A 25,760-nucleotide genomic window follows, 5' to 3' on the forward strand; every position below is an offset into this window, starting at 1 on the left:
ATCCGCTGATCACAGTCACGTTTCTGCATGGCTATTCTGCCTCAACTGCCTTGAAAAGCAAGAGAGTTGGGGGCGAGCTGCGAGAGATGGCGGGTCCTGTCGGGCATTCGCCTGCGCATGTGCCAATGTCTCGAAGAGGTCTCAAGTCACCTGCACGGGTGACGCGCGCCAAGGCGCGCGCCAGGGGCGCACGCTGTTACAAGGGGCGCCCCCAGGGCTCTGTACGCCGGTGGACTCAATCCTCATAAGGTGTGCAGTATTGCTGCTGTGCCGGATGGTCGAGGAGGACCCCGCGGTGACTGACAAGACCCCGAAGCTGCGCGATGTGCTGGACGGAATCCCGACGTACAAGCCGGGCCGGCCCGCCGCTGCCGAAGCCGGGCGTACGACGTACAAGCTGTCCTCCAACGAGAACCCCTACCCGCCGCTGCCGGGGGTCATGGAGCAGACGCTGGCCGCCGCCGGCAACTTCAACCGCTACCCGGACATGGCCTGCACGGAGCTGATGGCGGAGCTGTCCGAGCGCTTCGGCGTGCCCCTGGACCACGTGGCGACGGGCACGGGCTCGGTCGGCATCGCCCAGTCGCTCGTCCAGTCCACCGCAGGTGAGGGCGACGAGGTGATCTACGCCTGGCGGTCCTTCGAGGCGTACCCGATCATCACGCGGATCGCGGGCGCGCAGCCGGTGCAGGTGCCGCTGACCGAGGGCGATGTGCACGACCTGGACGCGATGGCGGACGCGATCACCGACAGGACCCGGCTGATCTTCGTCTGCAATCCGAACAACCCGACCGGCACCGCCGTGCGCCGTGCCGAGCTCGAGCGCTTCCTCGACCGGGTGCCCTCCGACGTACTGATCGTGCTGGACGAGGCCTACAAGGAGTTCGTCCGCGACCCCGAGGTGCCCGACGGCCTCGACCTCTACCGGCAGCGGCCGAACGTCTGCGTGCTGCGCACCTTCTCCAAGGCGTACGGCCTGGCGGGACTGCGCGTCGGCTTCGCCGTGGCGCACCCCCCGGTGGCTGCGGCGCTGCGCAAGACCGCGGTGCCCTTCGGGGTGAGCCAGCTCGCGCAGGACGCGGCGGTGGCCTCGCTGCGCAGCGAGGACGAGTTGCTGGGGCGGGTCGGCTCGCTGGTCTGCGAGCGCAAGCGCGTGCTGGAGGGCCTCGCCGGGCAGGGCTGGAACATCCCGGACTCGCAGGCCAACTTCGTCTGGCTGCGACTCGGCGAGCGGACGGTGGACTTCGCCGAGGCGTGCGAGAAGGCGGGCGTGATCGTGCGGCCGTTCCCGGGGGAGGGCGTACGGGCCACGATCGGTGAGACCGAGGCCAATGACCTGCTACTGCGTGTGGCCGAGGAGTTTCGCTCGGGGCGTTAGACCTTCCGGCCCGCCCAACGCCTTCCGACCTGGGGGTCCCCCGCGATGTCGTCGCGGGGGACCCCTTTTCCGCTGGTAGGGGACCCCCGTCATCGGTCTCGCTCACCTGTGCGCCATAATGGCTTGTGAATGTGAACGCTTTCACAAGCTGCGTTTCGAAGGGCGTCGTGCAAGCGTGACCGCAACAACGTAAGGAGAGGGCGTCATGGACCTGGCGTTGGCGCCGGAGACGCTGTCCCGCTGGCAGTTCGGGATCACCACCGTCTACCACTTCCTCTTCGTTCCCCTGACCATTTCGCTCGCGGCACTCACCGCCGGGCTGGAGACGGCATGGGTGCGGACGGGCAAGGAGAAGTACCTCCGGGCGACCAAGTTCTGGGGCAAGCTCTTCCTGATCAACATCGCCATGGGTGTCGTCACCGGCATCGTGCAGGAGTTCCAGTTCGGCATGAACTGGTCGGACTACTCGCGCTTCGTCGGGGACGTCTTCGGTGCCCCCCTCGCCTTCGAGGCGCTGATCGCCTTCTTCTTCGAGTCCACCTTCATCGGCCTGTGGATCTTCGGCTGGGACCGGCTGCCGAAGAAGATCCACTGCGCCTGCATCTGGACCGTGGCGGTCGGCAGCTCGCTCTCCGCGTACTTCATCCTCGCCGCCAACTCCTGGATGCAGCACCCCGTCGGCTGGCGCTTCAACAAGGAGGCCGGCCGCGCCGAACTCACCGACTTCTGGCAGGTGATCACCCAGAACACCACCCTCGTCGTCGTCTTCCACACGCTGACCGCGGCCTTCCTCGCCGGAGGCGCCTTCATGGTCGGCATCGCCGCGTACCACCTGATGCGCGGCAAGCACATCCCGGTCATGCGTACCTCGCTCCGGCTCGGCCTGGTGACCCTGATCGTCGCCGGTCTGCTCACCGCGATCAGCGGCGACCGCCTGGGCAAGGTCATGTTCGAGCAGCAGCCCATGAAGATGGCGGCCGCCGAGGCCATGTGGGACAGCGAGGCGCCGGCGCCGTTCTCGGTCTTCGCCTACGGCGACGTCGACAAGGGCCACAACGACGTGGCCCTGGAGATCCCCGCCCTCCTGTCCTTCCTCGCGTACGACGACTTCCACTCCGAGGTCCCGGGCATCAACGACGTCAACCGCGCCGAGCAGGAGAAGTACGGCCCGGGCGACTACCGGCCCAACATCCCGGTCGCGTACTGGAGTTTCCGCTGGATGATCGGCTTCGGCATGGCGTCGTTCGCGATCGGCGCCGTCGGGCTCTGGCTGACCCGCCGGAAGCGCTGGCTGGCACCCGAGCTCCGGACAGGCGAGGACGAGGTGCCCCGGCTGGCCCTCACCCCGAGCCGGACGCTCGGCGCGAAACTCACCTCCTGGTACTGGCGGATCGCGCTGCTCACCATCGTGTTCCCGCTGATCGCGAGTTCCTGGGGATGGATCTTCACCGAGATGGGACGCCAGCCCTGGGTGGTCTACGGCGTGCTGCGCACCACGGACGCCGTATCCCCCGGTGTCTCGCAGGGCGAGGTCCTCACCTCCATGATCGTCTTCACCGCCCTCTACGCGCTCCTCGCCGTCGTCGAGGTCAGGCTGCTGGTGAAGTACGTCAAGGCAGGACCGCCGGAGCTCACCGACTCCGATCTCAACCCGCCCACGAAGATCGGCGGCGACACGGACGCCGACCGGCCGATGGCCTTCTCGTACTGAGGCCGGAGAACGCAAGGAGCGAGGCATGGAACTCCACGACGTCTGGTTCGTCGCCATCGCCGTCCTGTGGGTCGGCTACTTCTTCCTCGAGGGCTTCGACTTCGGAGTCGGCATCCTCACCAAGCTGCTGGCTCGCGACCGCAAGGAACGGCGGGTCCTCATCAACACCATCGGGCCGGTCTGGGACGGCAACGAGGTCTGGCTGATCACCGCGGGTGCGGCCACCTTCGCCGCCTTCCCCGAGTGGTACGCCACTCTCTTCTCCGGCTTCTACCTCCCGCTGCTGCTCATCCTGGTCTGCCTCATCGTCCGGGGCGTGGCCTTCGAGTACCGGGCGAAGCGCAGCGGCGAGCGCTGGCAGACCAATTGGGAACATGCGATCTTCTGGGCCTCGCTGCTGCCCGCGCTCCTGTGGGGCGTCGCCTTCGGCAACATCGTGCACGGCGTGAAGATCGACGCGAACAAGGAGTACGTCGGCACGCTGGGCGACCTGATCAACCCCTACGCCGTGCTCGGCGGACTGGTGACGCTGACGCTCTTCACCTTCCACGGGGCGGTGTTCACGGCGCTCAAGACGCTCGGCGACATCCGGCTGCGGGCCCGGCGGACGGCCACGGGGCTCGGGGTGGTGGCGGCGGTGCTGGCGCTCGGCTTCCTGACCTGGACCCAGATCGACGGCGGTGACGGCAGCAGCCTGATCGCGATGATCATCGCTGCGGTGGCCCTCGTCGCGGCGATCGGCTTCAATCTCGCGGGCCGTGAGGGCTGGTCGTTCGCCCTGTCCGGGGCGGCCATCGCGGCCGCGGTCAGCATGCTGTTCCTGACCCTCTTCCCGGACGTCATGCCGTCGTCGCTGGACCCGCGGTGGAGTCTGACCGTCGAGAACGCCTCGTCCACCCCGTACACGCTGAGGATCATGACTTGGTGCGGCGCCATCGCGCTCCCGCTGGTGATGCTCTACCAGGGCTGGACCTACTGGGTCTTCCGCAAGCGCATCGGTACGCAGCACATCGCCGACCCCGCCCACTGAGCCGCGGTCGCGGACCACGGAGACAGCCGCCATGGACCTGGGACGTTTCACGTGAAACCTGTAGACCCGCGCCTGCTCCGCTACGCCCGCACCACCCGCGTCTTCCTGGCCGCGGCCGTGGCGCTGGGGCTCGCCGGAGCGGGGCTGGTGGTCGCGCAGGCGATGCTCATCGCCGAGGTGGTCGTCGGGGCGTTCCAGCGGGACCTGTCGGTGGCCGAACTGCGCACCCCGCTGCTGCTCCTCGCTGCGGTGTCCGGCGGCCGTGGACTCGTCTCCTGGCTGACGGAGCTGGCTGCCCACCGGGCGGCCGCGTCCGTGAAGTCCGAGCTGAGGGGGCGCCTGCTGGACCATGCCCTACGGCTCGGGCCCGGGTGGCTCGGCACACAGCGCACCGGTGAACTGACCGCGCTCGCCACGCGCGGTATCGACGCGCTGGACGGCTACTTCGCGCGCTATCTCCCGCAGTTGGGGCTCGCCGTGGTCGTCCCGGTCGCTGTGCTCGCGCGGATCGTGACCGCGGACTGGGTGTCGGCGGCGGTCATCGTCGTCACCCTCCCGCTGATCCCCCTCTTCATGGTGCTGATCGGCTGGGCGACCCAGGCCCGGATGGACCGTCAATGGCGGCTGCTGTCGCGGCTGTCCGGCCACTTCCTCGATGTCGTCGCCGGACTGCCGACCCTCAAGGTGTTCGGGCGGGCGCGGGTCCAGGCGGAGTCGATCCGGGCGATCACCGGCGACTACCGCCGGGCCACCCTCCGTACCCTGCGGATCGCCTTCCTCTCCTCCTTCGCGCTGGAGCTGCTGTCGACCCTGTCGGTGGCGCTGGTGGCGGTCGGGGTCGGAATGCGCCTGGTCCACGGCGACCTCGACCTCTACACCGGCCTGGTCGTCCTCGTCCTCGCGCCCGAGGCCTATCTGCCGCTGCGTCAGGTGGGCGCGCAGTACCACGCGGCGGCGGAGGGGCTCGCGGCGGCGGACGAGGTGTTCGCGGTGCTGGAGACGCCGCCGCGGAAGGATCCGTCCACGGCGGCACCGGACGCGCGGTTCGCCGCCGTCCGTGTCGAGGACCTCGTCGTATGCCACCCCGGCCGGACCGAACCCTCGCTCCCCGCCACGTCGTTCACTGTGGCGCCGGGCGAGACGGTTGCGCTCGTGGGTCCGAGCGGGGCCGGCAAGTCGACCCTGATCGGGGCGCTCCTCGGGTTCTCCGAGCCCGCGTCGGGGCGCGTCCTCGTCGGCGACACCGACCTGGCGTCGGTCTCGCGGGAGAGCTGGTGGCGCCAGGTCACCTGGCTTCCGCAGCGGCCGTATCTCTTCGCCGGGACGATCGCGGAGAACGTCCGGCCGGCGCGGCCTGACGCCGACGACACCGCCGTACGGGAGGCTCTGCGGGCGGCGGACGCCCTGGACTTCACCGCCGCACTGCCGGACGGGATGCACACCGTGCTCGGCGAGGGCGGGGCAGGACTCTCGGCCGGGCAGCGCCAACGGATCGCTCTGGCACGGGCGTTCCTCGCCGACCGGCCGGTAGTGCTGCTCGACGAGCCCACGGCGCATCTCGACGGTGGGACGGAGGCGTCGGTCCTCGACGCGATCCGCCGCCTCACCCAGGGACGTACGGTCCTGCTGGTGGCCCACAGGCCCGCCCTGCTGCCGCTGGCGGACCGCGTGATCACGCTGCCGGGGGCGAGGGTGCCCGGGGCGCTGCCGACGCACGCGCCGGAGGGCGAGCGGCGAGCACGACCGACTGCGTTCTCCGGGCCGGCGGCGTTCTCCGGGCCGGCGGCGTTCTCCGGGTCGCCGGTGCTCTCCGGGCCGGCGGGGGCCGTGGTCACGGACGCCGCCGACACCGGCGGCCGTGAGCACGGCGAGCGTGACGGCCTGCGCTCCGCACGCGGGGAGGCCGAAGCGCGGACCGTCGCCGAGGCCGCGGGCGCGGGGGCGCGGCAGGCCGCGACGGCCCGGGCGGAGCTCACTGAGGACGCCGGCCCCGGGAGCGGCGGCGATGCGCTGGCGTGGGTGCGGTCGATGGCGCGGGCCCGCCGCGGCCGGTTCGCGCTCGCCCTGCTGCTCGGTGCCCTCGCACTCGGGAGCGCCGTCGGCCTGATGGCGACCTCCGGCTGGCTGATCTCCCGCGCCTCCGAACAGCCGCCCGTGCTCTATCTGATGGTCGCGGTGACGGCCACCCGCACCTTCGGCATCGGCCGTTCCGTCTTCCGCTACGCCGAGCGCCTCGTCGCCCACGACGCGGTCTTCCGCATGCTCGCGGACCTGCGCGTGGCGGTCTACCGGCGCCTGGAGCGCCTCGCCCCGGCCGGTCTTGGAACGACCCGCCGCGGCGACCTCCTCTCCCGGCTCGTCGCCGATGTCGACGCCCTCCAGGACCATGTCCTGCGCTGGCTGCTCCCCGCCGGTGCGGCCGCACTCGTCGGCGCCGGGTCGGTCGGGTTCACGGCGTGGCTGCTCCCTGAGGCCGGTGCGGTCCTCGCCGCCGGACTGCTGGCTGCCGGAGTCGGCGTGCCGCTGCTCTCCGGCGCCGTCGCGCGCCGCGCCGAGCGCCGGCTCGCCCCCGGCCGCGGCGCCCTCGCGACCCGGATCGTCGACCTGCTCACGGGCGCCGCCGAGCTGACCGTCGCCGGCGCGCTTCCCGCCCGTACAGACCAGGTGCGCGCGGCTGACCGCGAGCTGACCCGGTCCGCGGCGCGGTCCGCGGCCGCCGCGGGATCGGGCGCCGGACTGTCCGCGCTGGTCTGCGGACTCACGGTGGCGGCGGCCGCCTGGGCCGGGGTGCAGGCCGTGCACGACGGCCGTCTGGCGGGGGTGGCACTGGCCGTCGTCGTGCTGACGCCGCTCGCCGCGTTCGAGGCGGTGACGGGCCTTCCCCTCGCGGTCCAGTACCGGCACCGCAGCCGACGCGCCGCCGAGCGCGTACGGGAGGTGCTGGACGCGCCGGCACCCGTACGGGAGCCCGTACGTCCGGCCGTTCCGCCGGCCTCGCCCTTCCCGCTGGCCGTGCGGAACCTGACCGCCCGCCACCCCGGGCAGCGTGTGCCCGCCCTCAGCGGCCTCGACCTGGAGCTCGTCGCCGGGCGCCGGGTCGCCGTCGTGGGCCCGTCGGGATCGGGCAAGACGACGCTGGCGCAGGTGCTTCTGCGGTTCCTGGACGCCGAGTCCGGTACGTACACCCTGGCCGGCACGGAGGCCGCGGCGCTCGACGGCGACGCCGTGCGGCGCCTGGCCGGACTCTGCGCCCAGGACGCCCACATCTTCGACAGCTCCCTCCGCGAGAACCTGCGCCTGGCCAGGCCCTCGGCGACCGTCCCCGACCTTCGGGACGCCCTGGCCCGGGCGCGGCTGCTCGACTGGGTCGACATGCTCCCCGACGGCCTCGACACCCTCGTCGGCGAGCACGGCGCGCGGATGTCCGGCGGCCAGCGGCAGCGGCTCGCACTCGCCCGCGCGCTGCTCGCCGACTTCCCCGTCCTCGTCCTGGACGAGCCGGCCGAGCATCTCGACCTGGCCACCGCCGACGCGCTCACGGCGGATCTCCTCGCCGCCACCGTGGGCCGGACGACCCTTCTGATCACCCACCGGCTCGCCGGGCTCACGGCGGTGGACGAGGTGGTGGTGCTGGACCGGGGCCGGGCGGTGCAGCGGGGGACGTACGAGGAGCTGGCCGCGGTGGACGGACCGTTCCGGCGGATGCTCGACCGGGAGGAGGCGGCGGACGCCGGTCAGTCGTCGGCTCCGCCTTCTCCGGCTTTCTCCGGCCCGAGGGACTGATTACGCTCGGGATCATGGGTGCCGTCACGGATCCCCAGGGCTCCGCAGGCTCCGGGCCCTCCCTCCCGGAGCCGGACGGCGCGGCCCGGGCCGTGCGGGAGCTCCAGGATCTGCCCGACGCGGTGACCGCCCGCCTCCCCCGGCTCCTCGAAGCGATGGTCTCCGTCGGCCCGGACCCCGACCTCCGAGCGGCGCTCGCCCCCATCGCCGCATCCGCGGCCCGTCTCACCGGCGCCCGCTGCGTGGAGATCGCCGTCCTCGACGAACAGGGCGGCGGACCGGTCGAGTCGGTCGCCTACGGCACCCCGCCGGAGGAGCGGAGCGGCACCGCCCCGCAGTCCCGCCTGGAGATCCCCGTAGAGGTGGGCGGCGAGGCGCTCGGCGTCGTCCGCGTGACCGGGAGCGGCGGGGAGCCCGGGGGCGGACCGGAGTTCGGACCGCACGAGCTGCATCTGCTGGAGGTGTTCGCCACCCAGGCCGGGATCCGTATCGCGAACGCCCGGCTGCGGGAGGCCGCCCGGCGCCGCGAGCACTGGATCGACGGTGCCGCGGCCCTGACCACCGCCCTGCTCTCCGGCGACGGCGACGACGCGCTCACCGTCGTCGCGGAGCAGGGCCGCCGCCTCGCCGACGCCGCGGCGGGCGTCGTCCTGCTGCCGTACGAGCACGGGGGCCTGGAGATCGTACGGGTGGCCTCGGAACTGCCCGAGCCGTTCGAAGGACTGGGCATGGTGATCGCCCCGAGCAGCCCCGTGTACGGGCAACTCCTGGCCGGGGAACCGGTGTTCGTCGACGATTCGGCCGCCGACCCCCGCATGACCACGGCGATCTCCCACCTCTTCGGGCCCAGCATGATGCTGCCGCTGGGGAGCGGCGGCCGGGTGCTCGGCACTCTCGCCCTGCCGCGGCTGCGCGGCGGCCGCCCGTTCACCGACATCGACCGCACCCTTGCGACGCGGTTCGCGGCCCAGGCGGCGCTGGCGCTGGTCCTCGCCGAGGCGCAGCGCGACCGGGAGCGCCTCGCGGTCTACGAGGAGCGCGACCGTATCGCCCGCGACCTCCACGACCTGGTCATCCAGCGGCTGTTCGCGACGGGGATGATGCTCGAGGCGGCCAGGAGCAGAGAGGCGGTGCCGGAGCTGCGGGTGGGGATCGACCGTGCGGTGGACGAGCTGGACCTCACCGTGCAGGAGATCCGTACCGCGATCTTCGCTCTCCAGCAGGGACCGGCCGAGGCCCCGTCCGGCCTGCGGACCCGTATCCAGCGGGAGATCGGCATGGCGGCGGTGCCGCTCGGCTTCCGGCCCTCGGTGCGCTGGATCGGGGCGGTCGACGCGCGGGTGGGGGAGCTGACCGGCAAGAACCTCGTGGCCGCGCTGCGCGAGGCACTCTCGAACGCCTTCCGGCACGCGTCCGCGACCCGCATCGAGGTCGTCGTCGATGCGATGGTGAAGCTGCCGGACGGACAGGACGGCGTACGGCTGATGGTGGCGGACGACGGCGTCGGCATCGCGCCGGGCGGGCGGCGCAGCGGGCTGCGGAACCTGGAGAAGCGGGCGGAGGCGCTCGGCGGCTCCAGCTCCCACGGGCCCGGCATCGGCGAGGAGGGCGGGGGGACGGCGGTGATGTGGGAGGCGCCGCTGCAGCCGGACCGACCGGTCTAGCGCCGCTCGCCCCCGCGAGGGCCGCGGACGTCGGCCGCGACGTCAGCCGCGGGGGGCGTCGTCCTGCTGGGCCGCCACGATCTGCTCGATGACGACCGCGACGCCGTCCTCGTTGTTGGCGACGGTTCGGGCCGAGGTGGCGGCCAGCACGTCCGGATGCGCGTTGGCCATGGCGTACGACGTACCGGCCCAGGTCAGCATCTCCACATCGTTGGGCATGTCCCCGAAGGCCACGACCTCCTCGCGCGTGATGCCGCGCTGGGCGCAACAGCGCTCCAGGGTGGACGCCTTGCTCACGCCCGGGCCGCTGATCTCCAGGAGGGCGGTGGGGCTGGAGCGGGTGAAGGAGGCGTGCCCGCCCGCGACCGAGCGGGCCAGGGTGAGGAACTCGTCGGGACCCAGGCCCGGATGGTGCGCGAGCAGCTTGATCACGGGCAGGTCGGCGGCCTCGCGCTCCGGCGAGAGCAGCTTCTCGGCGGCGGCGACGTCCGCACCGGGGTCGAGGTGGAACGGGGGGTACTCCGGCTCGTAGTGGATGCCGTTCACCGTTTCGACGGCGAAGGAGACACCGGGAGCGGCGGAGCGGAGCGCGCGGACGACGGTGAGCGCGGTGGCCCGCTCCAGGGGCCGCACCTCGAGCACGAGTCCCTCGCGGTGCAGGTCGACGACGGCCGCGCCGTTGGCGCAGATGGCCAGGCCGTGGCCGTGCACATGGTCGCTGACCACATCCATCCAGCGCGCCGGGCGGCCGGTCACGAAGAAGACCTCGATCCCGGCGCGCTCCGCGGCGGCGAGGGCCGCGACCGTACGGTCGGAGACGGACTTGTCGTCCCGCAGAAGCGTTCCGTCGAGGTCGGTGGCGATCAGCCGTACGCGCCGGGGTGAGGGCGCCGAGCGGTCGGAGTCCGGCGTCTGCGGCTCTGGCCGCTCGGTAGCTGAGGTCACGCGCCCATCTTCCCGCATGTGCGCGCACAGGCGTGCGATGGGGTGCACAGAAGAGCTCACGTGGCGGGGCCGGAGGGGGACAGCGGGTGAGGGTCCTGAGGGAGCACGTGGGAGAACCGTGGGCGGAACCGCGGGAGGATCTCGTGGGCGGAACCGCGGGAGGACCTGGTGGGCGGAACCCCGGGGGGTGGCGGAGGGCCGGTGGCCGGATCCCGGTCTGTCGGAGGTGCCGCTTAGGCTCTTCGCCATGGAGTCCTCTCTGCGCCTGAGCACCGTGATCCTGCCCATCCACCGCTGGCACGACGGCGGGCGGCAGGTGTGGCGGCGAGCCGAGGAGCTGGGTTTCCGGACCGCTTTCACCTATGACCACCTCTCCTGGCGCGCCCCGTTCCGCGACGGCCCGTGGTTCGGCGCGCTGCCGACCCTCATGGCCGCCGCCTCCGCCACCGACCGCATACGGCTCGGCGCCCTCGTCACCTCCCCGAACTTCCGCCACCCCGTCACGCTCGCCAAGGAGCTGATCACGCTCGACGACGTCAGCGCGGGCCGCGTCACCCTGGGCATCGGCGCGGGGGGCAACGGCTTCGACGCGACGGCGCTGGGGCAGGAGGCGTGGACGCCGCGCGAGCGCGCCGACCGGTTCGGCGAGTTCGTACCGCTGCTCGACCGCCTCCTCACCGAGGACGTGGTGAGCCACGACGGCGCGTTCTACTCCGCGAACGAGGTCCGCAACATCCCGGGCTGCGTCCAGCGGCCCCGCCTTCCCCTCGCGATCGCGGCGACCGGTCCGCGCGGGCTGGCGCTCGCGGCCCGCCACGGCCAGGCCTGGGTCACCACCGGCGATCCGAAGCGGCGCGACACTCCGGAGCAGTCGCTGGACGCGATCCGGCACCAGCTGAAGCGGCTGTCGGCCGCCTGCGAGGAGATCGGCCGCGACCCCGGCGAGGTGAAGAAGATCCTGCTCACGGGGTTCACGCCGGACCGGCTGCTGGACTCCGTGGACGCGTTCGTGGACTTCGCGGGCACATACGCGCAGCTCGGCTTCACGGAGATCGTGGTGCACTGGCCGGTGCGCGATTCGATCTTCGCGGCGGACGAGACGGTCTTCGAGCGCATCGCGACGGAGAGCCTGGCCCAGGTGAGCTGAAGCCGGGTGGGCGGACCGCCGGGGCGAGCCGAGCGCGCGGGTGAGCCGGCCCCGGTGTGCCGACCCGGGGGTGAGCTGAGCCCGCGGAGGAGCTGGGCACCGGCGGGGACTCCTGACCCGTACGAGGCGCGGAAGCCGGGCGCGCCGGGCGCGCCGGGAGCGCGGGGAGCGCGGGGAGCGCGGGGAGCGGGCAGCTGAATCCGTTCCCGTACGGTCGCCCGCCCGCACTTATCCCGCGTAAACGCAGGAAGGAGCACAATCTAGACAGAGGTACAGGTGCGGCAGACGGGAGGGTGTCGGATGCCAGGGACCCGGACGCGTTCCCGATATGTCCCGGATCAGGGACTCACCGCACGCATGGTGACGACGATGTTCCTGATCGGGCTGCTCTATGTCGTCTTCGTGGGCGTGCTGCTGGCCGTCCTCAGGGGAGCGTGGCCGATCATCCTCGCCGTCGCGGGCGGCCTGTTCATCGTGCAGTTCTGGTTCAGCGACCGGATCGCCGCGTACAGCATGGGCGCCCGTGAGGTGACGCCCGAGCAGGCGCCCGAGCTGCACGGGGCGGTCGACCGCATCTGCGCGCTCGCGGACATGCGCAAGCCGCGGGTGGCGATCGCGGACAGCGATGTGCCCAACGCGTTCGCCACCGGCCGCAGCGAGCGCACCGCCCTGGTCTGCGCCACCACCGGCCTCCTCAGGCGGCTGGAACCGGAGGAGCTCGAAGGCGTCCTCGCGCACGAGCTGTCGCACGTCGCGCACCGCGACGTCGCGGTGATGACCATCGCGTCGTTCCTCGGGGTGCTGGCGGGCGTGATGACCCGCGTCGCGCTCTGGGGCGGCCTCAGCCGCGCGAGCAGCAACCGGGACAGCAACACCGCGATCGCGATGCTGCTGATACCCGTGGTCAGCGCGATCGTCTACGTGATCAGCTTCCTGCTCACCCGGCTGCTCTCCCGTTACCGAGAACTCTCCGCGGACCGGGCCGCCGCGCTGCTGACCGGGCGACCGTCCGCCCTCGCCTCCGCCCTCACGAAGGTGACCGGACAGATGTCCCGGATCCCCACTGAGGACCTGCGGAAGGCGGAGCCGTACAACGCCTTCTGGTTCGCACCGGCCTTCTCCTCCAAGGAGAGCCTCGGCCGGCTGCTGTCGTCGCACCCGACGCTGGAGCAGCGGCTGGACCAACTGGGCCGGATCTCCGCGCAGCTGGGCCGCCCGTGAGGCCGCCCCGCACACACACCCGGCCGCCTCGGCCGTCCGTGCCCGGGGGCCTCGGCCGTCCGTTGCCTCGGGGCCTCGAACGTCAGGACCGGCGCGCTTCCGGCATCTCTTCCCGCATCGCTTCCCGCATCGCCGGGCGCGCTCCCCTGGAGCAGGTGCGGACGCCCAGGGGCTGTGAGGCCCTCATGAGGGACACCGACAAGACAAGGGGCTGATGTTCATGGGGCTTCTCGACACGATCCTCGGCCGCAGCAAGCCGGTACGCCCGGACCTCGACCAGCTCTTCGGTGTGCCCGCCGCGGCGATCACGCTCCAGGCGGGGGCCGGGTTCACTCCGACCGGCCTGGGATCGGTGTGCTTCGCCAGCGTCGAGGGCGGCGCCTTCGCCCAACTCCAGCGGGACGTACGGGACCTGCTCGACGCCGATACGGACCGCGGCGGCGTACCGATCGAATTCAGCCAGGACACATACGGCTACACCTGGCTGCTGGTGCGGCAGCCGGCCGACGACACCGCTTCCCTGGTCAACGATCTGCACGCGGTCAATACGCTCCTCGAGGACGGAGGCTTCGGGCCCCAGCTCCTGTGCTCGCTCATCGGCTTCCGCGAGACGGTGGGGGGCCGCCCGCTGGCCCTCGTCTACCTCTACAAGCGCGGCACGTTCTACCCCTTCGCGCCCCTTCCCGGCTTCGCCGAGAAACGGGACAACGCCATGGAGCTTCAGGTCAGAGCACTGCTCGTGGACGATCTTCGGGTGGAGGAGGACCTGGCGCGCTGGTTCCCCGTCTGGGGAGCGCCGGGGATGGTGGACTGAGTCACCCGCCGCCACGGCGATGGGGGGCGGGTGGCGGCGGCGAGTGGAGGTGCCGGGGGCGCTCGCGCTCGTCGACCGCCGGGTCGGTCAGCAGGGGAAGCGCAGGAACGGGGGCGGTACGGCGTCCACCAGCCAGACCCCGTTGGCGCTCACGCGGAACGCGTGCCCGTCGCGGTGCATCCCCCCGGCGTCCACCCTCAGGACCACGGGCCTGCCGCGTCGCGCGCCGACGCGGGTCGCGGTCTCCCGGTCCGGCGAGAGGTGCACATGGTGCCGGTTCATCGGGAGCAGCCCCTCGGCCCGGATGGCCGTCAGGCTGCGCGCGACCGTTCCGTGGAAGAGTTCCGCGGGCGGGGTGGCGACGGGGTGGCCGAGATCCACCTCCACCGTGTGTCCCTGGTTGGCCCGGATCCGTTCGCCGTCGACGGCGAACCGCTGCTTGTCGTTGGCGGCGACGACGTGATCGAGTTCGGCTCGCGTGATCGGGAACCGGTGCGCCTCGGTGGCGGCCAGCAGGGTCGCGATGTCGACCCAGCCACCCGGCTCCAGGGCGAGCCCGATCCGCTCCGGCTGGTGCCTCAGATGCCGGGCGAGGTACTTGGAGACCTTGACGGTCCGTCTGTCGTCCATGGGCCCCAGCTTGCCCGGCATTCCGGCCGCAGTCGCGTGGATATCCGGTCCGCGGACGGCGTGACGGGATGCCACGCCACCGGGTCCGTGGAGGTCGGCGCGGGCAGGCGCCTCTGTGAAGCCCCTACGGACAGTGGCTCTCCGGCATGGAGCCCCCTCCGGCCCCCGCGCCGTCGGTCCCAGCGCCTCCGTCGGTCCCCGCGCCCCGTCCGGCGCCCGGGAATCCCCCTGTGTCCGGGATTCCTCCGGTGCCCGGTCCCGGTGAGCCGCCACGCCCCGTCAGCGCGTCTTTGGCCACAACCCCTGTCAGCGCGTCCCTGGCTCCACGCCCCGTCAGCGCGTCCAAGGTGCGGGCCGCCAGCTCGCGTTCGGTGGCCGCCGCGATGAAGGCCGGGGTGTTCCGTGTGCCGACCAGGTCCTGGACGGCGCGGACCGTGGAGGCGGGGAGTGACACCGGATGCGGCACCGGATGCGGCACCGGATGTGCCACCGGATGGTGCACCGCGTCGTCGGCGCCCGAGGTCCCCGCCGACGGGTCGCCCAGATGTCGCCGGAGCTCCACAGTCGCCAACTCCCGCATCGCCCGCGCGAGTTCCGCCTCGACCGTCTGCCGGGCGAGCGGCCGCAGTCGCCGTACGAGCTCCGCCGCCTCCGTCGCCGCGGTGTCCGAGGGCGGATGGCCGAGGTAGCGGATGAAGACGTGCTCGGTCGTGAACTCCAGGAACCGGGCGGCGATGTGCTCCATCTGCCCGCGCAGCTCCCGCAGGTGCTCGGAGAGTGCGGGGAGCGGCACGCCTGCCGCGTGCAGTTCGGCCGCGACCGCCAGCTCCTGCGGGCTGGGCACCCGGAACTCGTCGTCCCGCCCGGGGACGCGCTCCAGCACGCCCAGTTCGACCGCCTCCGCCACCGCCGCGTCGTCCTGCGTCCCGCCGAACCGCGCGTACAGCTCGTCACGGGTGATACGGGACGGCTCCTCGTCCGTCCACGGACCGTCCACCTCCGCCACCAGGCCCAGCACACCGGCCAGCCCGCGCCCGGCGTCCCACGCCTCCAGCAGCTCCTTGATGCTGGCGAGCGTGTAGCCGCGGTCGAGCAGGGCGGCGACCTGCCGCAGTCGGGCGAGGTGCTCCTCGCCGTACACATTGGCCCGGCCGCGCCGCTCGGGTTTCGGGAGCAGCCCGCGGTCCTGATAGGCGCGGATCGTCCGGACCGACGCACCGCTGTGGTGCGCCAGGTCCTCGATCCGGTACGCCGGTCCGGGCGGCGGCACCGCGTCCTCGGCCCCCGCGGACGGCTGGGTCGACCGACCGTCCTCGGCCCCCGGGCGCGGCCGGGCCGGCCGGGGCGGTTGCGATGGCCGCTGCGGCCGGGGCGACGGTCGGCGCGTCACGAGGGCCTCACCGTATCCGCGGTTCCACGCGGGCTATCGCGCGCAGGGCACGCGGCATGAAGCGCGAGAGGAAGCGTGCGCCGCGCGCCTCGGGCGTCACCGGGACGACGGCCCGGTTCGTGGCGACCGCGCGCAGCACCGCGTCCGCGACCTTCTCCGGCGGGTAGTTGCGCATCCCGTAGAGCCGGGAGGTCCGGTCCTGGCGGCGCTTCTGCTCCTCCTCCGACGCTCCGGCGAAGCGGGCGGTGGACGTGATGGAGGTGTTGACGATGCCGGGGCATATCGCGGACACCCCGATGCCCTGTCCGGCGAGCTCGGCCCGCAGGCACTCGCTCAGCATCAGGACGGCCGCCTTCGAGGTGCTGTACGCGGGCAGCATCCTGGACGGCTGGTACGCGGCGGCGGAGGCGGTGTTGACGATGTGGCCGCCCTGCCCGCGCTCGGACATCTGCTTGCCGAAGAGCCGGCAGCCGTGGATGACGCCCCACAGGTTGACGTCTAGCACGGCACGCCAGTCGTCGGTCGTGGTGTCGAAGAAGGACCCGGCCATCCCTATGCCCGCGTTGTTGACCAGGACGTCCACCACGCCGTACTCCGCGGCGACCTTCACCGCGAGCTTCTCCATGGCTTGCTCGTCGGAGACGTCGACCGCCTCGGCCCACGCCTCCGGCGATCCGATGAGCCGCGCCATCTCGGCCGTCCTGGCCGCCCCGTCCCCGTCCCGGTCCACGGCGACGACCCGGGCGCCCGATTCGGCGAAGGCGAACGCCGTGGCGCGGCCGATGCCGCTTGCCGCGCCCGTGACGAGCACGAGCTGTCCGGCGAAGCGGTCCGCGTACGGCCCCTTGGCGGGATCCTCGCGGGCGGGGTCGCCCTCCTCCTGAGCGGTCACGAACTCCCCGATCCAGGCGGCCAGTTGGTCCGGCCGGGTGCGTGGCACCCAGTGCTTGGCGGGCAGCGTACGCCGCACCAGCTTCGGGGCCCACCGCTCCAGATCGTCGTAGAGCTGCTCGGAAAGGAAGACGTCCCCGGTGGGGGTGATGAGCTGGACGGGCACATGCGCGTAGGCGTCCGTACGGGGGTGGCGCATCCGGGGGCGGACGTTGTCGCGGTACAGCCAGGCGCCGTGCGCCGCGTCGTTCGGCAGGGAGGGCGTCGGGTAGCCGTCGCCCGGCACCTTCTCGAACCGCTCCAGCAGCTTCGGCCACTGCTTGCCGAGCGGTCCGCGCCAGGCCAGCTCGGGCAGTACGGGCGTGTGCAGCAGGTACACATACCAGGACTTGGCCGTCTGGCCGAGCAGTTGGGCGACCGCGCGCGGGGTGGGCCGCGCCATCCGCTTGTTGAGCCAGTGCGCGAAGTGGTCGAGGGACGGGCCGGACATCGAGGTGAAGGAGGCGATCCGGCCCTCGGTGCGCGGGACCGTGACGAACTCCCAGCCCTGCACCGAACCCCAGTCGTGGCCGACCAGATGCACCGGCCGGTCCGGGCTCACCGCGTCCGCGACGGCCAGGAAGTCGTCGGTCAGATTCTCCAGCGTGAAGCCTCCGCGCAGGGGCTTCGGCGCCGTCGACCGGCCGTGCCCGCGCACGTCGTAGAGGACCACATGGAAGCGGTCGGCGAGTCGGCGGGCGACCTCGGTCCACACCTCCTTGCTGTCCGGATAGCCGTGCACCAGCACCACGGTCGGCGCCGCCGCATCGCCCAGCTCGGCGACGCACAGGTCGACCCCGCCCGAGCGGACCCGACGCTCCCGTGCCCCGGGCAGTCCCGTCGCATTCCCGGTCATGCGGCTCCCTCCAGTCGGCGCCGCACATGCGGCAGATCGTCATCCAGCCAGAACGCGCTCTCCTCCGGGTCCCGGGAGTCGGTGACCACGAGCAGTTCCTCGAACTTCGCGCCCGTGCCCCGGAAGCCGAGGTGCGGCTCGACCGCCCATACGCCCGGCCGCGGGGGATGGTCGGAGAAGCGGTACGGGCTCCACAGCGGCGACCAGCCCTCGCGGTGCCCGTGGAGCGCGTCCGAGAGCAGCCCCTTGAGGCTCTGTGTGCCGAACCCGAGCACATGCGGCGACCAGCGGCGCTCCTTGACCCGGTCCACCTTGTGCGCGATCACTCCGAACGGATACGCGCGATGGCGGTTGGCATAGCCCTGCTTCAGCATGAGCCGGTCCACGTCGGCGTAGATCTCCCGCAGCGAGCGCCGCTCGCGCACCTCGCGCAGGATCAGGTCGCGGTGCACCACCAGATCGGCGAGCAGCCGGTCGTGGAGCGGACTGAGCCCCAGGCAGCCGGAGTAGCCGATGTCCGCGGTGTATCCCGCGTGCACCGGCGCGAGATCGAGGATGAAGGGCATCCCCGGCTCCAGCCGCCGGTTCGTCGGGAAGAACTGCAGCGGTATGCGGAAGCCGGCGAAGGCGGTGCGGTCACCGAACCAGGCGAAAGGCAGGTGGAACCAGTCCCGCACCCCGCGCCCGCGCAGCCACTCCCGCTGCATCCGCGCCGCCTCCCGCTCGGTGACACCGGGCCTGAGCTGCGCGGCCACGGCCTCCGCGCAGTCGTACGCGAGCCGCTGAACGTCTCTGTACCCCTGGAGCTCCGCTGTCCGTGCACGCGCGACTGCTGAGGCCATCGGTCAACCGTCCGTCCCTGAGCGCCCGTTCGCCGAATGTGACACCGATGAATGTGACAATGCCGGGCGGCTGCGTCAAGGGTTCTGCACCGCCTGTGGATACCGGCGGTAACGACGAAGGTTGACGAACCCCTACGGGCACGTCCCCCTCCAGGCTGATACCGATCCAGCCTCCCAGGCTGACGAGACCGGTGACGCCCGCCACTACCGTCGAGGACGTGACTGTGATCGCGACCGAAAGCCTCAGCAAGCGGTTCCCACGGGTGACCGCCCTCGACCGGCTCACCGTGGACATCACGCCGGGCGTCACCGGCCTGGTGGGTGCCAACGGGGCCGGCAAGTCGACCTTGATCAAGATTCTGCTCGGCCTGTCCCCCGCCAGCGAGGGACGTGCCGCCGTGCTCGGCCTCGACGTCGCCACCCAGGGCGGCGCCATCCGTGAGCGCGTGGGCTACATGCCCGAGCACGACTGCCTCCCGCCCGACGTCTCGGCCACCGAGTTCGTCGTCCACATGGCGCGCATGTCGGGGCTGCCCCCGACCGCCGCCCGGGAGCGCACCGCGGACACCCTGCGCCACGTCGGCCTCTACGAGGAGCGGTACCGCCCCATGGGCGGCTACTCGACCGGCATGAAGCAGCGCGTCAAGCTCGCGCAGGCCCTCGTCCACGACCCGCAGCTCGTCCTCCTCGACGAGCCGACCAACGGCCTGGACCCGGTCGGCCGCGACGAGATGCTGGGCCTGATCCGCCGTGTCCACACCGACTTCGGCATCTCGGTCCTGGTCACCTCCCACCTGCTCGGCGAACTGGAGCGCACTTGCGACCACGTCGTCGTCATCGACGGCGGCGCGCTGCTCCGCTCCAGCTCCACCAAGGACTTCACCCAGACCACCGCGACCATCGCGGTCGAGGTCACCGACACCGACCGGCACGCCGACGGCACCCAGGCCCTCCGCGACGCCCTCGCCGCCGCGGGCATCGAGACGCACACGGGCGGGCGGGCGCCCGGCGCGGGCCACGTCCTGGTGCTCGACGTGACCGACGACAGCACGTACGACACGGTCCGCGACACCGTCGCGGACCTCGGACTCGGACTGGTGCGCATGGAACAGCGCCGCCACCACATCGCCGAAGTCTTCCGCCCGGAGGACGAGATTGGAGGAGGCCGCCGTGGCGCATGAGACCACCACCCCGGCCGCCGTTCCGGCCCAGGCCGGGGACCCCACGCGCATCCACAACATCGGGTACCGCAGCTACGACGGGCAGCGCCTCGGCCGCGCCTACGCGCGCCGCTCGCTGTTCGCCCAGAGCCTGCGCGGCGCGTACGGCCTCGGGCGTTCGGCGAAGTCCAAGGTCCTGCCGATGCTGCTGTTCGCCGTGATGTGCCTGCCCGCGGCGATCATCGTCGCGGTCGCCGTCTTCACCAAGGCCAAGGACCTGCCCCTGGGGTACACCGAGTACGCGCTCTACCTCCAGGCGGTCATCGGCCTCTACATCGCCTCCCAGGCACCCCAGTCCGTCTCGCGCGACCTGCGCTTCCGGACCGTGCCGCTCTACTTCTCCCGCCCCATCGAGCGCGTCGACTACGTGCTCGCCAAGCTCGGTGCCATGGCATCGGCCCTGTTCGTGCTGACCGCGGCGCCCCTCCTCGTCCTCTACGTCGGGTCGCTGCTCGCCGAGCTCGACTTCGCCGACCAGACCAAGGGGTTCGCTCAAGGACTGGTCTCCGTGGCTCTGCTCTCCCTCCTCTTCGCCGGCATCGGCCTCGTCATCGCCGCGCTCACCCCGCGCCGCGGCTTCGGCGTCGCCGCCGTCATCGGTGTCCTGACCATCTCCTACGGAGCCGTCTCCACCATTCAGGCCATCGCCTACGAGCAGGGCAACCACGACGCGGTGGGCTGGTTCGGCCTGTTCTCGCCGATCACCCTCATCGACGGCGTGCAGACGAAGTTCCTCGGCGCGGAATCGGGCTTCGTCGGCGGCTTCGGCCCGCCGAGCACCCTCGCCGGACTCGTCTACCTCGCGGTCGTCCTCGGCTTGATCGCCGGTTCGTACGCGCTGCTGATGCGCCGCTACCGAAAGGTCGGACTGTGACAACCCTGAGCATCGATCACACGTCCCGCTGGTTCGGGAACGTCGTCGCCGTCAACGACATCACCATGACGATCGGCCCCGGCGTCACCGGGCTGCTCGGCCCCAACGGCGCCGGAAAGTCCACCCTCATCAACATGATGGGCGGCTTCCTGGCCCCTTCCACCGGCTCGGTCACCCTCGACGGCGCCACGGTCTGGCGCAACGAGCAGGTCTACCGGCAGATCGGCATCGTCCCCGAGCGGGAGGCGATGTACGACTTCCTCACGGGCCATGAGTTCGTCCTCGCCAACGCCGAACTGCACGGCCTGCCCAACCCGGGGGCCGCCGCGCGCAAGGCGCTGGCCACCGTCGAGATGGAGTACGCCGAGAAGCGCAAGATCGCGACGTACAGCAAGGGCATGCGGCAGCGCGTGAAGATGGCGTCCGCGCTGGTCCACGAGCCGTCCGTGCTGCTGCTCGACGAACCCTTCAACGGCATGGACCCGCGGCAGCGCATGCAGCTCATGGACCTGCTGCGCAGCATGGGCGAGGAGGGCCGCACGGTCCTGTTCTCCTCCCACATCCTGGAGGAGGTCGAGCAACTCGCCTCGCACATCGAGGTCGTCGTCGCCGGGCGGCACGCGGCATCCGGCGACTTCCGCAGGATCCGCCGTCTGATGACCGACCGCCCGCACCGCTACCTCGTACGCTCCAGCGACGACCGTGCGCTCGCCGCCGCGCTGATCGCCGACCCGTCCACCGCGGGCATCGAGGTCGACGTCACCGAGCAGGCACTGCGCATCCAGGCCGTCGACTTCCCGCGGTTCACCGAACTGCTGCCGCGGGTCGCCCGTGAGCACGGCATCAGGCTCTTGACGGTCTCGCCCTCCGACGAGTCCCTCGAGAGCGTCTTCTCCTACCTCGTCGCGGCCTGAAGGAGCCTGAACCGATGTACAACCCCACGGTCGCCCGGCTCACGTACCGGGCCGTGCTCGGCCGCCGCCGGGCGCTGATCCTCTTCCTGCTCCCTGCCCTTCTGCTGGCCATCTCCCTGCTCGTACGGCTGCTCAGCGGCGTGGACGACCAGACCGCGGCCAACGTCCTCGGCGGCTTCGCGCTGGCGACGATGGTGCCCTTGATCGGTGTCATCGCGGGGACGGGCGCGATCGGTCCCGAGATCGACGACGGATCGATCGTCTATCTGCTCGCCAAGCCGGTGAAGCGGCCGACGATCATCTTCACCAAGCTGATCGTCGCCATCGGGGTCACCATCGCCTTCTCGGCGATCCCGACCCTCATCGCCGGCTTCCTCCTGAACGGCAACAGCCAGCAGATCGCCCTCGCCTACACGGTCGCCACGATGGCCGCATCGGTGGCGTACGCCGCGCTGTTCCTGCTGCTGGGCACACTCACCCGGCACGCCGTGGTCGTCGGACTCGTCTACGCCCTGGTGTGGGAGACGCTCTTCGGCAACCTGGTCCCGGGCGCCCGCACCCTCAGCATCCAGCAGTGGGCCCTCGCCCTCGCCGAGAAGACGGCGGGCGGCTCCCTGGTCACCTCGGACGTCGGACTCCCGCTCGCCGCAACGCTGCTGGCGGCGGTGACGGTGGTGGCGACGCTCTACGCGGGCCAGAAGCTCCGCGCCCTGACCTTGGCGGGCGAGGAGTAAGCGGCCTCCATCCGAACCGGAAGGGCGCTGCCCGGGCCTGCACGAGGCCCGGGCAGCGCTGTTTCATCGGAGGCTGGGAGTCCTCCGGGTCCTTCTGGCCCTCCTAGGTCACCTGCTCTTGCCGCGCCGGTGACCAGGCCGCCCGCAGCGCTGCTTCAGCCTGGTCATGTCCCGGCTGAGCACGGACACCTCCTGGCGCACCTCCCGCATGTCCGCGCCGAGACCGGACAGCCGTTCGCTCATGGCGCACACCACGCGGTTCGTGGCATCGAGCCGCTGGTCGATGCGGTCCAGGCGGACGGAGATCGCGGCGATCACCGGCCCCAGCTCGCGCAGCGAGGACCCGACCTCGCCGACACGGGCCTCGACAGCGGTCAGCCGGTCACCGACCGGCCCCTGGAGGATGCGCTCCGCGGCCTTCGAGGCCGCATCACTGACGAGCGCGTCCAGCGACACGTATTCGGCGGGGGGACCTCCGCACGTGCGAGACGCCTCCTCGACGTCGAGGAGGTAGGTGCGTACGCGCCGGGCGACCTCGCTGTCGCGCAGCAGCATCGCGACGTTGAGAACGGCCCGGCGGCTGAACACGGTGAGGTGCGCACGCCCCTGTGGATAACTCTCTTTTGAAAGGTGCAAGTTGACCCTTTCAAAGAACCGCAGGTCAGAGCCCCGGAGGGTGCTCATCCCATGGCCGTCGAGTTCCTGACGATGGCGCCTGGCCACACTCTTGACGGCCTCCTCCGAGACCTCGAAGTAGGTCGCCACCATGCGCGTCGTGACGTGCAGCCCGTCGGGGAGCATCGCCAGCACCTTGACCTTGTCGAGGACGTCGGTGCGTTCCGTGAGGCTGTCGCGCAGAGCGCGCGACTCGATCAATGCGGATTCGGGTGGCATGGAAATGCCCTCCACTCATGCTGGAAAGGGTTGAGGAACGCCCGTATCCAGGGACCAGGAGCGGAAGCTGCTCACGTATGCCACGTACTCCATGACCGGTTCTGTCGCCCGGCAATCCGCCACTTCACATGCTCTCGACGCCTCGAACTCCTGTTGCCTCCACGCAGGGTGGACAACGATCGGACAGGCGTACTGTCACGCCGGTGTGCCCGGGGAGAGGGCTCAGGCCGCGTCGGCGAGGAGTCGTTCCAGGACCTGGGCGATGCCGTCGTCCTGGTTCGAGGCGGTCACCTCGTCGGCGACCGCTTTGAGATCGGGGTGGGCGTTGGCCATGGCCACGCCGTACGCCGCCCATCCGAACATCGGGACGTCGTTGGGCATGTCCCCGAACGCGATGGTGTCCGCGGGCTTCATGCCGAGGCGGCGGGCCGCGAGGGAGAGGCCCCTGGCCTTGGTCAGCCCGAGCGGAAGGAGCTCGACGATGCCCGTGCCCGACACCGTCACACCCACCAGATTCCCGGCCACTTCGGCCACGGTGCGGGCCAGTTCGTCGTCGTCCAGGTCGGGGTGCTGGATGTAGATCTTGTTCAGCGGAGCGGACCACAGGTCGGCGCGGTCACCGAACGGCGTCACCGGCAGCGGGCCCTCGTGCACGCGGTAGCCGGGGCCCGTCAGCACCTCGCCCTGCAAGCCGTCGCGGCTCGCGGCCAGAGCGAGCGGGCCCGTCTCCGCCTCGATCTTGGCGAGCGCCACTTCCGCGAGCCGGCGGTCGAGCGTCACGGACGTCAGCAGCCGGTGCTCTCCCGCGTGGTAGACCTGACCGCCCTGACCGCACACTGCCAGGCCCCGGTAGCCGAGGTCGTCCAGGATGTGCCGGGCCCACGGCACGGCTCGCCCCGTGACGACGATGTGCGCCGCGCCCGCTGCCGTCACCGCGGCGAGGGCGTCGCGCGAGCGCGGTGAGATCGTCCCGTCGCCGCGCAGCAGCGTGCCGTCGAGGTCGGTGGCTATGAGCCGGTACGGGAGCGAGGCAGAGCCGTCGGCCTTCACCTGCCCGCCGGCTCCAGCACCTCACGGCCGCCCAGGTACGGGCGCAGCATCTCGGGGACGCGCACGGACCCGTCGGTCCGCTGGTGGTTCTCCAGCAGCGCGACGATCGTTCGCGGCACCGCGCAGAGCGTGCCGTTGAGCGTCGCGAGCGGGCGTACGTGCTTGCCGTCGCGCATCCGCACCGACAGGCGGCGGGCCTGGAACTCGGTGCAGTTCGAGGCGGACGTCAGCTCGCGGTACTTCCCCTGCGTCGGGATCCACGCCTCGCAGTCGAACTTGCGTGCCGCCGAGGAGCCCAGGTCGCCCGTGGCCACATCGATGACCTGGAAGGGCAGCTCGAGGCCGGTCAGCCACTGCTTCTCCCACTCCAGGAGCCGCTGGTGCTCGGCCTCCGAGTCCTCCGGCGTGACGTACGAGAACATCTCGACCTTGTCGAACTGGTGCACCCGGAAGATGCCCCGGGTGTCCTTGCCGTAGGTGCCGGCCTCGCGGCGGAAGCAGGGGGAGAAGCCCGCGTACCGCAGCGGCAGCCGGTCCGCCTCGATGATCTCTTCCATGTGGTACGCGGCGAGCGGGACCTCGGAGGTGCCGACCAGGTAGAGGTCGTCCTTCTCCAGGTGGTAGACGTTCTCCGCGGCCTGGCCGAGGAAGCCGGTGCCCTCCATGGCGCGCGGCTTGACCAGCGCCGGGGTGAGCATGGGCACGAAGCCGGCCGCCGTGGCTTGCGCGATGGCGGCGTTGACCAGGGCGAGTTCCAGCAGCGCGCCGATGCCCGTCAGGTAGTAGAAGCGCGAGCCCGAGACCTTGGCGGCGCGCTCCACGTCGATGGCGCCGAGGAGCTGGCCCAGCTCGAGGTGGTCCTTCGGCTCGAACCCTTCGGCAGCGAAGTCGCGCGGGGTGCCGACGGTCTCCAGGACGCTGAAGTCCTCCTCGCCGCCCACCGGAACGTCCGGGTGCACGAGGTTGCCCAGCTGCTGCACCAGGCGCTGGGTCTCCGCGGCCGCCTCGTCCTGTTCGGCGTCGGCGGCCTTGACCGCGGCCGACAGCTCGCCGGCCTTCTTCAGCAGCTCGGCCTTCTCGTCGCCCGAGGCCTTGGGGATCAGTTTGCCGAGCGACTTCTGCTCGGCTCGGAGTTCGTCGAAGCGGACGCTGGACGACCTGCGCCGCTCGTCGGCGGAGAGCAGTGAGTCGACGAGTGCGACGTCCTCTCCACGGGCGCGCTGGGACGCGCGGACACGGTCGGGGTCCTCACGGAGCAGACGAAGGTCAATCACCCCACCAGGCTACCGGTGTGCGCTGCGCCCCTCGACTTCCATTTCCCATACGCGGCATTTTGCCCGTTTTGGAGTCATTCGCGTAATTCGGTGGAGCCGGACGTCAATAATTCGGTCGGCATTCGCTGAATAGGGGCACGCCCGTCACGCGTGCTGACTCACTTCCCTTGTGCGGAGCGGGAGTTGAGGCCGCGTCGCGGCCCGGTTGTCCACAGGGGGTTCGGTGGTCCCGCTGTTTATCCACAGGCTGTGAGGAAGATCTGTGGAAGTTGGAATTGATCATTCCGTGCGTCGTGGTGCAGGGCGAAGAATTCCCCTTCCAAACCTTGGCCACACCCTCGTTCGGGTGGCAATGATGCCGAAGTGCTCACCCGCAGGGATGGGCAAAGCGAATTGGGGTGACGAAGGGTGATCCGGCGCCCTGTGGGCGGTCTTGTGAGTTGTAGGGCGATTTGTCGA

20 protein-coding genes are annotated in these 25,760 nt (G+C 71.4%); 12 read left to right on the top strand and 8 right to left on the bottom strand.

What is annotated here, in order from left to right; all coding sequences use genetic code 11:
• Window positions 1–295: 295 nt before the first annotated feature.
• The 5 genes from hisC (at window position 296) to ACGFNH_RS24385 (ending at window position 9,566) form a co-directional block, all read left to right on the top strand.
• Window positions 296–1,378, top strand: a complete 1,083-nt coding sequence (gene hisC / locus ACGFNH_RS24365; protein WP_393657032.1) for a histidinol-phosphate transaminase — start codon at window positions 296–298, stop codon at window positions 1,376–1,378.
• 205 nt (window positions 1,379–1,583) lie between these two features.
• Window positions 1,584–3,089, top strand: a complete 1,506-nt coding sequence (locus ACGFNH_RS24370) for a cytochrome ubiquinol oxidase subunit I (RefSeq protein ID WP_393657034.1) — start codon at window positions 1,584–1,586, stop codon at window positions 3,087–3,089.
• A gap of 25 nt (window positions 3,090–3,114) precedes the next feature.
• Window positions 3,115–4,119, top strand: coding sequence for a cytochrome d ubiquinol oxidase subunit II (gene cydB, locus ACGFNH_RS24375; protein ID WP_393657036.1), 1,005 nt, complete (start codon window positions 3,115–3,117; stop codon window positions 4,117–4,119).
• Between the two features lie 51 nt (window positions 4,120–4,170).
• Window positions 4,171–7,902, top strand: a complete 3,732-nt coding sequence (gene cydD, locus ACGFNH_RS24380) for a thiol reductant ABC exporter subunit CydD (protein ID WP_393657038.1) — start codon at window positions 4,171–4,173, stop codon at window positions 7,900–7,902.
• A 14-nt stretch (window positions 7,903–7,916) separates the two neighbouring features.
• Window positions 7,917–9,566: a GAF domain-containing sensor histidine kinase gene (locus ACGFNH_RS24385; RefSeq protein ID WP_393657040.1), complete on the top strand. Its 1,650-nt coding sequence runs from the start codon at window positions 7,917–7,919 to the stop codon at window positions 9,564–9,566.
• 42 nt (window positions 9,567–9,608) lie between these two features.
• Here the strand turns inward: ACGFNH_RS24385 and ACGFNH_RS24390 are convergent, their stop codons facing one another.
• Window positions 9,609–10,529: a Cof-type HAD-IIB family hydrolase gene (locus ACGFNH_RS24390; RefSeq protein ID WP_393657568.1), complete on the bottom strand. Its 921-nt coding sequence runs from the start codon at window positions 10,527–10,529 to the stop codon at window positions 9,609–9,611.
• 229 nt (window positions 10,530–10,758) lie between these two features.
• Between ACGFNH_RS24390 and ACGFNH_RS24395 the strand changes: the two genes are divergently transcribed.
• From ACGFNH_RS24395 to ACGFNH_RS24405, 3 genes are all read left to right on the top strand, one after another.
• Window positions 10,759–11,658, top strand: coding sequence for an LLM class flavin-dependent oxidoreductase (locus ACGFNH_RS24395; protein WP_393657042.1), 900 nt, complete (start codon window positions 10,759–10,761; stop codon window positions 11,656–11,658).
• Between the two features lie 300 nt (window positions 11,659–11,958).
• Complete coding sequence (gene htpX, locus ACGFNH_RS24400; protein ID WP_393657044.1) at window positions 11,959–12,879, top strand: zinc metalloprotease HtpX; 921 nt, start codon at window positions 11,959–11,961, stop codon at window positions 12,877–12,879.
• Window positions 12,880–13,099: 220 nt separating this feature from the next.
• The gene (locus ACGFNH_RS24405) at window positions 13,100–13,693 is read left to right on the top strand and encodes a hypothetical protein (protein WP_393657046.1); all 594 of its coding nucleotides are present in this window, start codon (window positions 13,100–13,102) and stop codon (window positions 13,691–13,693) included.
• Window positions 13,694–13,780: 87 nt separating this feature from the next.
• On the opposite strand, the gene ACGFNH_RS24410 is transcribed toward ACGFNH_RS24405, so the two are convergent.
• From ACGFNH_RS24410 to ACGFNH_RS24425, 4 genes are all read right to left on the bottom strand, one after another.
• Window positions 13,781–14,323, bottom strand: coding sequence for an RNA 2'-phosphotransferase (locus ACGFNH_RS24410; RefSeq protein WP_393657048.1), 543 nt, complete (start codon window positions 14,321–14,323; stop codon window positions 13,781–13,783).
• A gap of 124 nt (window positions 14,324–14,447) precedes the next feature.
• On the bottom strand, window positions 14,448–15,593 hold the full coding sequence (locus tag ACGFNH_RS24415) for a MerR family transcriptional regulator (protein ID WP_393657050.1): 1,146 nt from the start codon (window positions 15,591–15,593) through the stop codon (window positions 14,448–14,450).
• A gap of 127 nt (window positions 15,594–15,720) precedes the next feature.
• Window positions 15,721–17,499: an SDR family oxidoreductase gene (locus ACGFNH_RS24420; RefSeq protein ID WP_393657052.1), complete on the bottom strand. Its 1,779-nt coding sequence runs from the start codon at window positions 17,497–17,499 to the stop codon at window positions 15,721–15,723.
• On the bottom strand, window positions 17,496–18,341 hold the full coding sequence (locus tag ACGFNH_RS24425) for a M24 family metallopeptidase (protein ID WP_393657054.1): 846 nt from the start codon (window positions 18,339–18,341) through the stop codon (window positions 17,496–17,498). The genes ACGFNH_RS24420 and ACGFNH_RS24425 overlap by 4 nt, the downstream gene beginning before the upstream one ends.
• Window positions 18,342–18,559: 218 nt before the next feature.
• Here ACGFNH_RS24425 and ACGFNH_RS24430 point away from each other — a divergent pair, with 218 nt between their 5' ends.
• From ACGFNH_RS24430 to ACGFNH_RS24445, 4 genes are read left to right on the top strand one after another with little or no spacing between them, the layout of a single operon-like run.
• On the top strand, window positions 18,560–19,522 hold the full coding sequence (locus ACGFNH_RS24430) for an ATP-binding cassette domain-containing protein (protein ID WP_393657056.1): 963 nt from the start codon (window positions 18,560–18,562) through the stop codon (window positions 19,520–19,522).
• Window positions 19,512–20,435, top strand: a complete 924-nt coding sequence (locus tag ACGFNH_RS24435) for an ABC transporter permease subunit (RefSeq protein WP_393657058.1) — start codon at window positions 19,512–19,514, stop codon at window positions 20,433–20,435. The genes ACGFNH_RS24430 and ACGFNH_RS24435 overlap by 11 nt, the downstream gene beginning before the upstream one ends.
• On the top strand, window positions 20,432–21,349 hold the full coding sequence (locus ACGFNH_RS24440) for an ABC transporter ATP-binding protein (protein WP_393657060.1): 918 nt from the start codon (window positions 20,432–20,434) through the stop codon (window positions 21,347–21,349). The genes ACGFNH_RS24435 and ACGFNH_RS24440 overlap by 4 nt, the downstream gene beginning before the upstream one ends.
• Window positions 21,350–21,363: 14 nt before the next feature.
• Window positions 21,364–22,083 (top strand): ABC transporter permease, encoded by a 720-nt coding sequence (locus tag ACGFNH_RS24445; protein WP_393657062.1) that lies wholly within the window; start codon window positions 21,364–21,366, stop codon window positions 22,081–22,083.
• Between the two features lie 108 nt (window positions 22,084–22,191).
• Here ACGFNH_RS24445 and ACGFNH_RS24450 read toward each other — a convergent pair whose 3' ends face one another.
• The 3 genes from ACGFNH_RS24450 to serS all read right to left on the bottom strand — a co-directional run bounded on the left by ACGFNH_RS24450 (window position 22,192) and on the right by serS (window position 25,301).
• A complete protein-coding gene (locus tag ACGFNH_RS24450; protein ID WP_393657063.1) occupies window positions 22,192–22,977 on the bottom strand; it encodes a hypothetical protein in 786 nt (261 codons plus the stop codon).
• A 222-nt stretch (window positions 22,978–23,199) separates the two neighbouring features.
• Window positions 23,200–24,027: an HAD family hydrolase gene (locus ACGFNH_RS24455; RefSeq protein ID WP_393657065.1), complete on the bottom strand. Its 828-nt coding sequence runs from the start codon at window positions 24,025–24,027 to the stop codon at window positions 23,200–23,202.
• On the bottom strand, window positions 24,024–25,301 hold the full coding sequence (serS, locus tag ACGFNH_RS24460; RefSeq protein ID WP_393657067.1) for a serine--tRNA ligase: 1,278 nt from the start codon (window positions 25,299–25,301) through the stop codon (window positions 24,024–24,026). The genes ACGFNH_RS24455 and serS overlap by 4 nt, the downstream gene beginning before the upstream one ends.
• Between the last annotated feature and the right edge of the window lie 459 nt (window positions 25,302–25,760).

This window comes from Streptomyces sp. NPDC048639 (assembly GCF_043199075.1).
Lineage (GTDB): Bacteria > Actinomycetota > Actinomycetes > Streptomycetales > Streptomycetaceae > Streptomyces.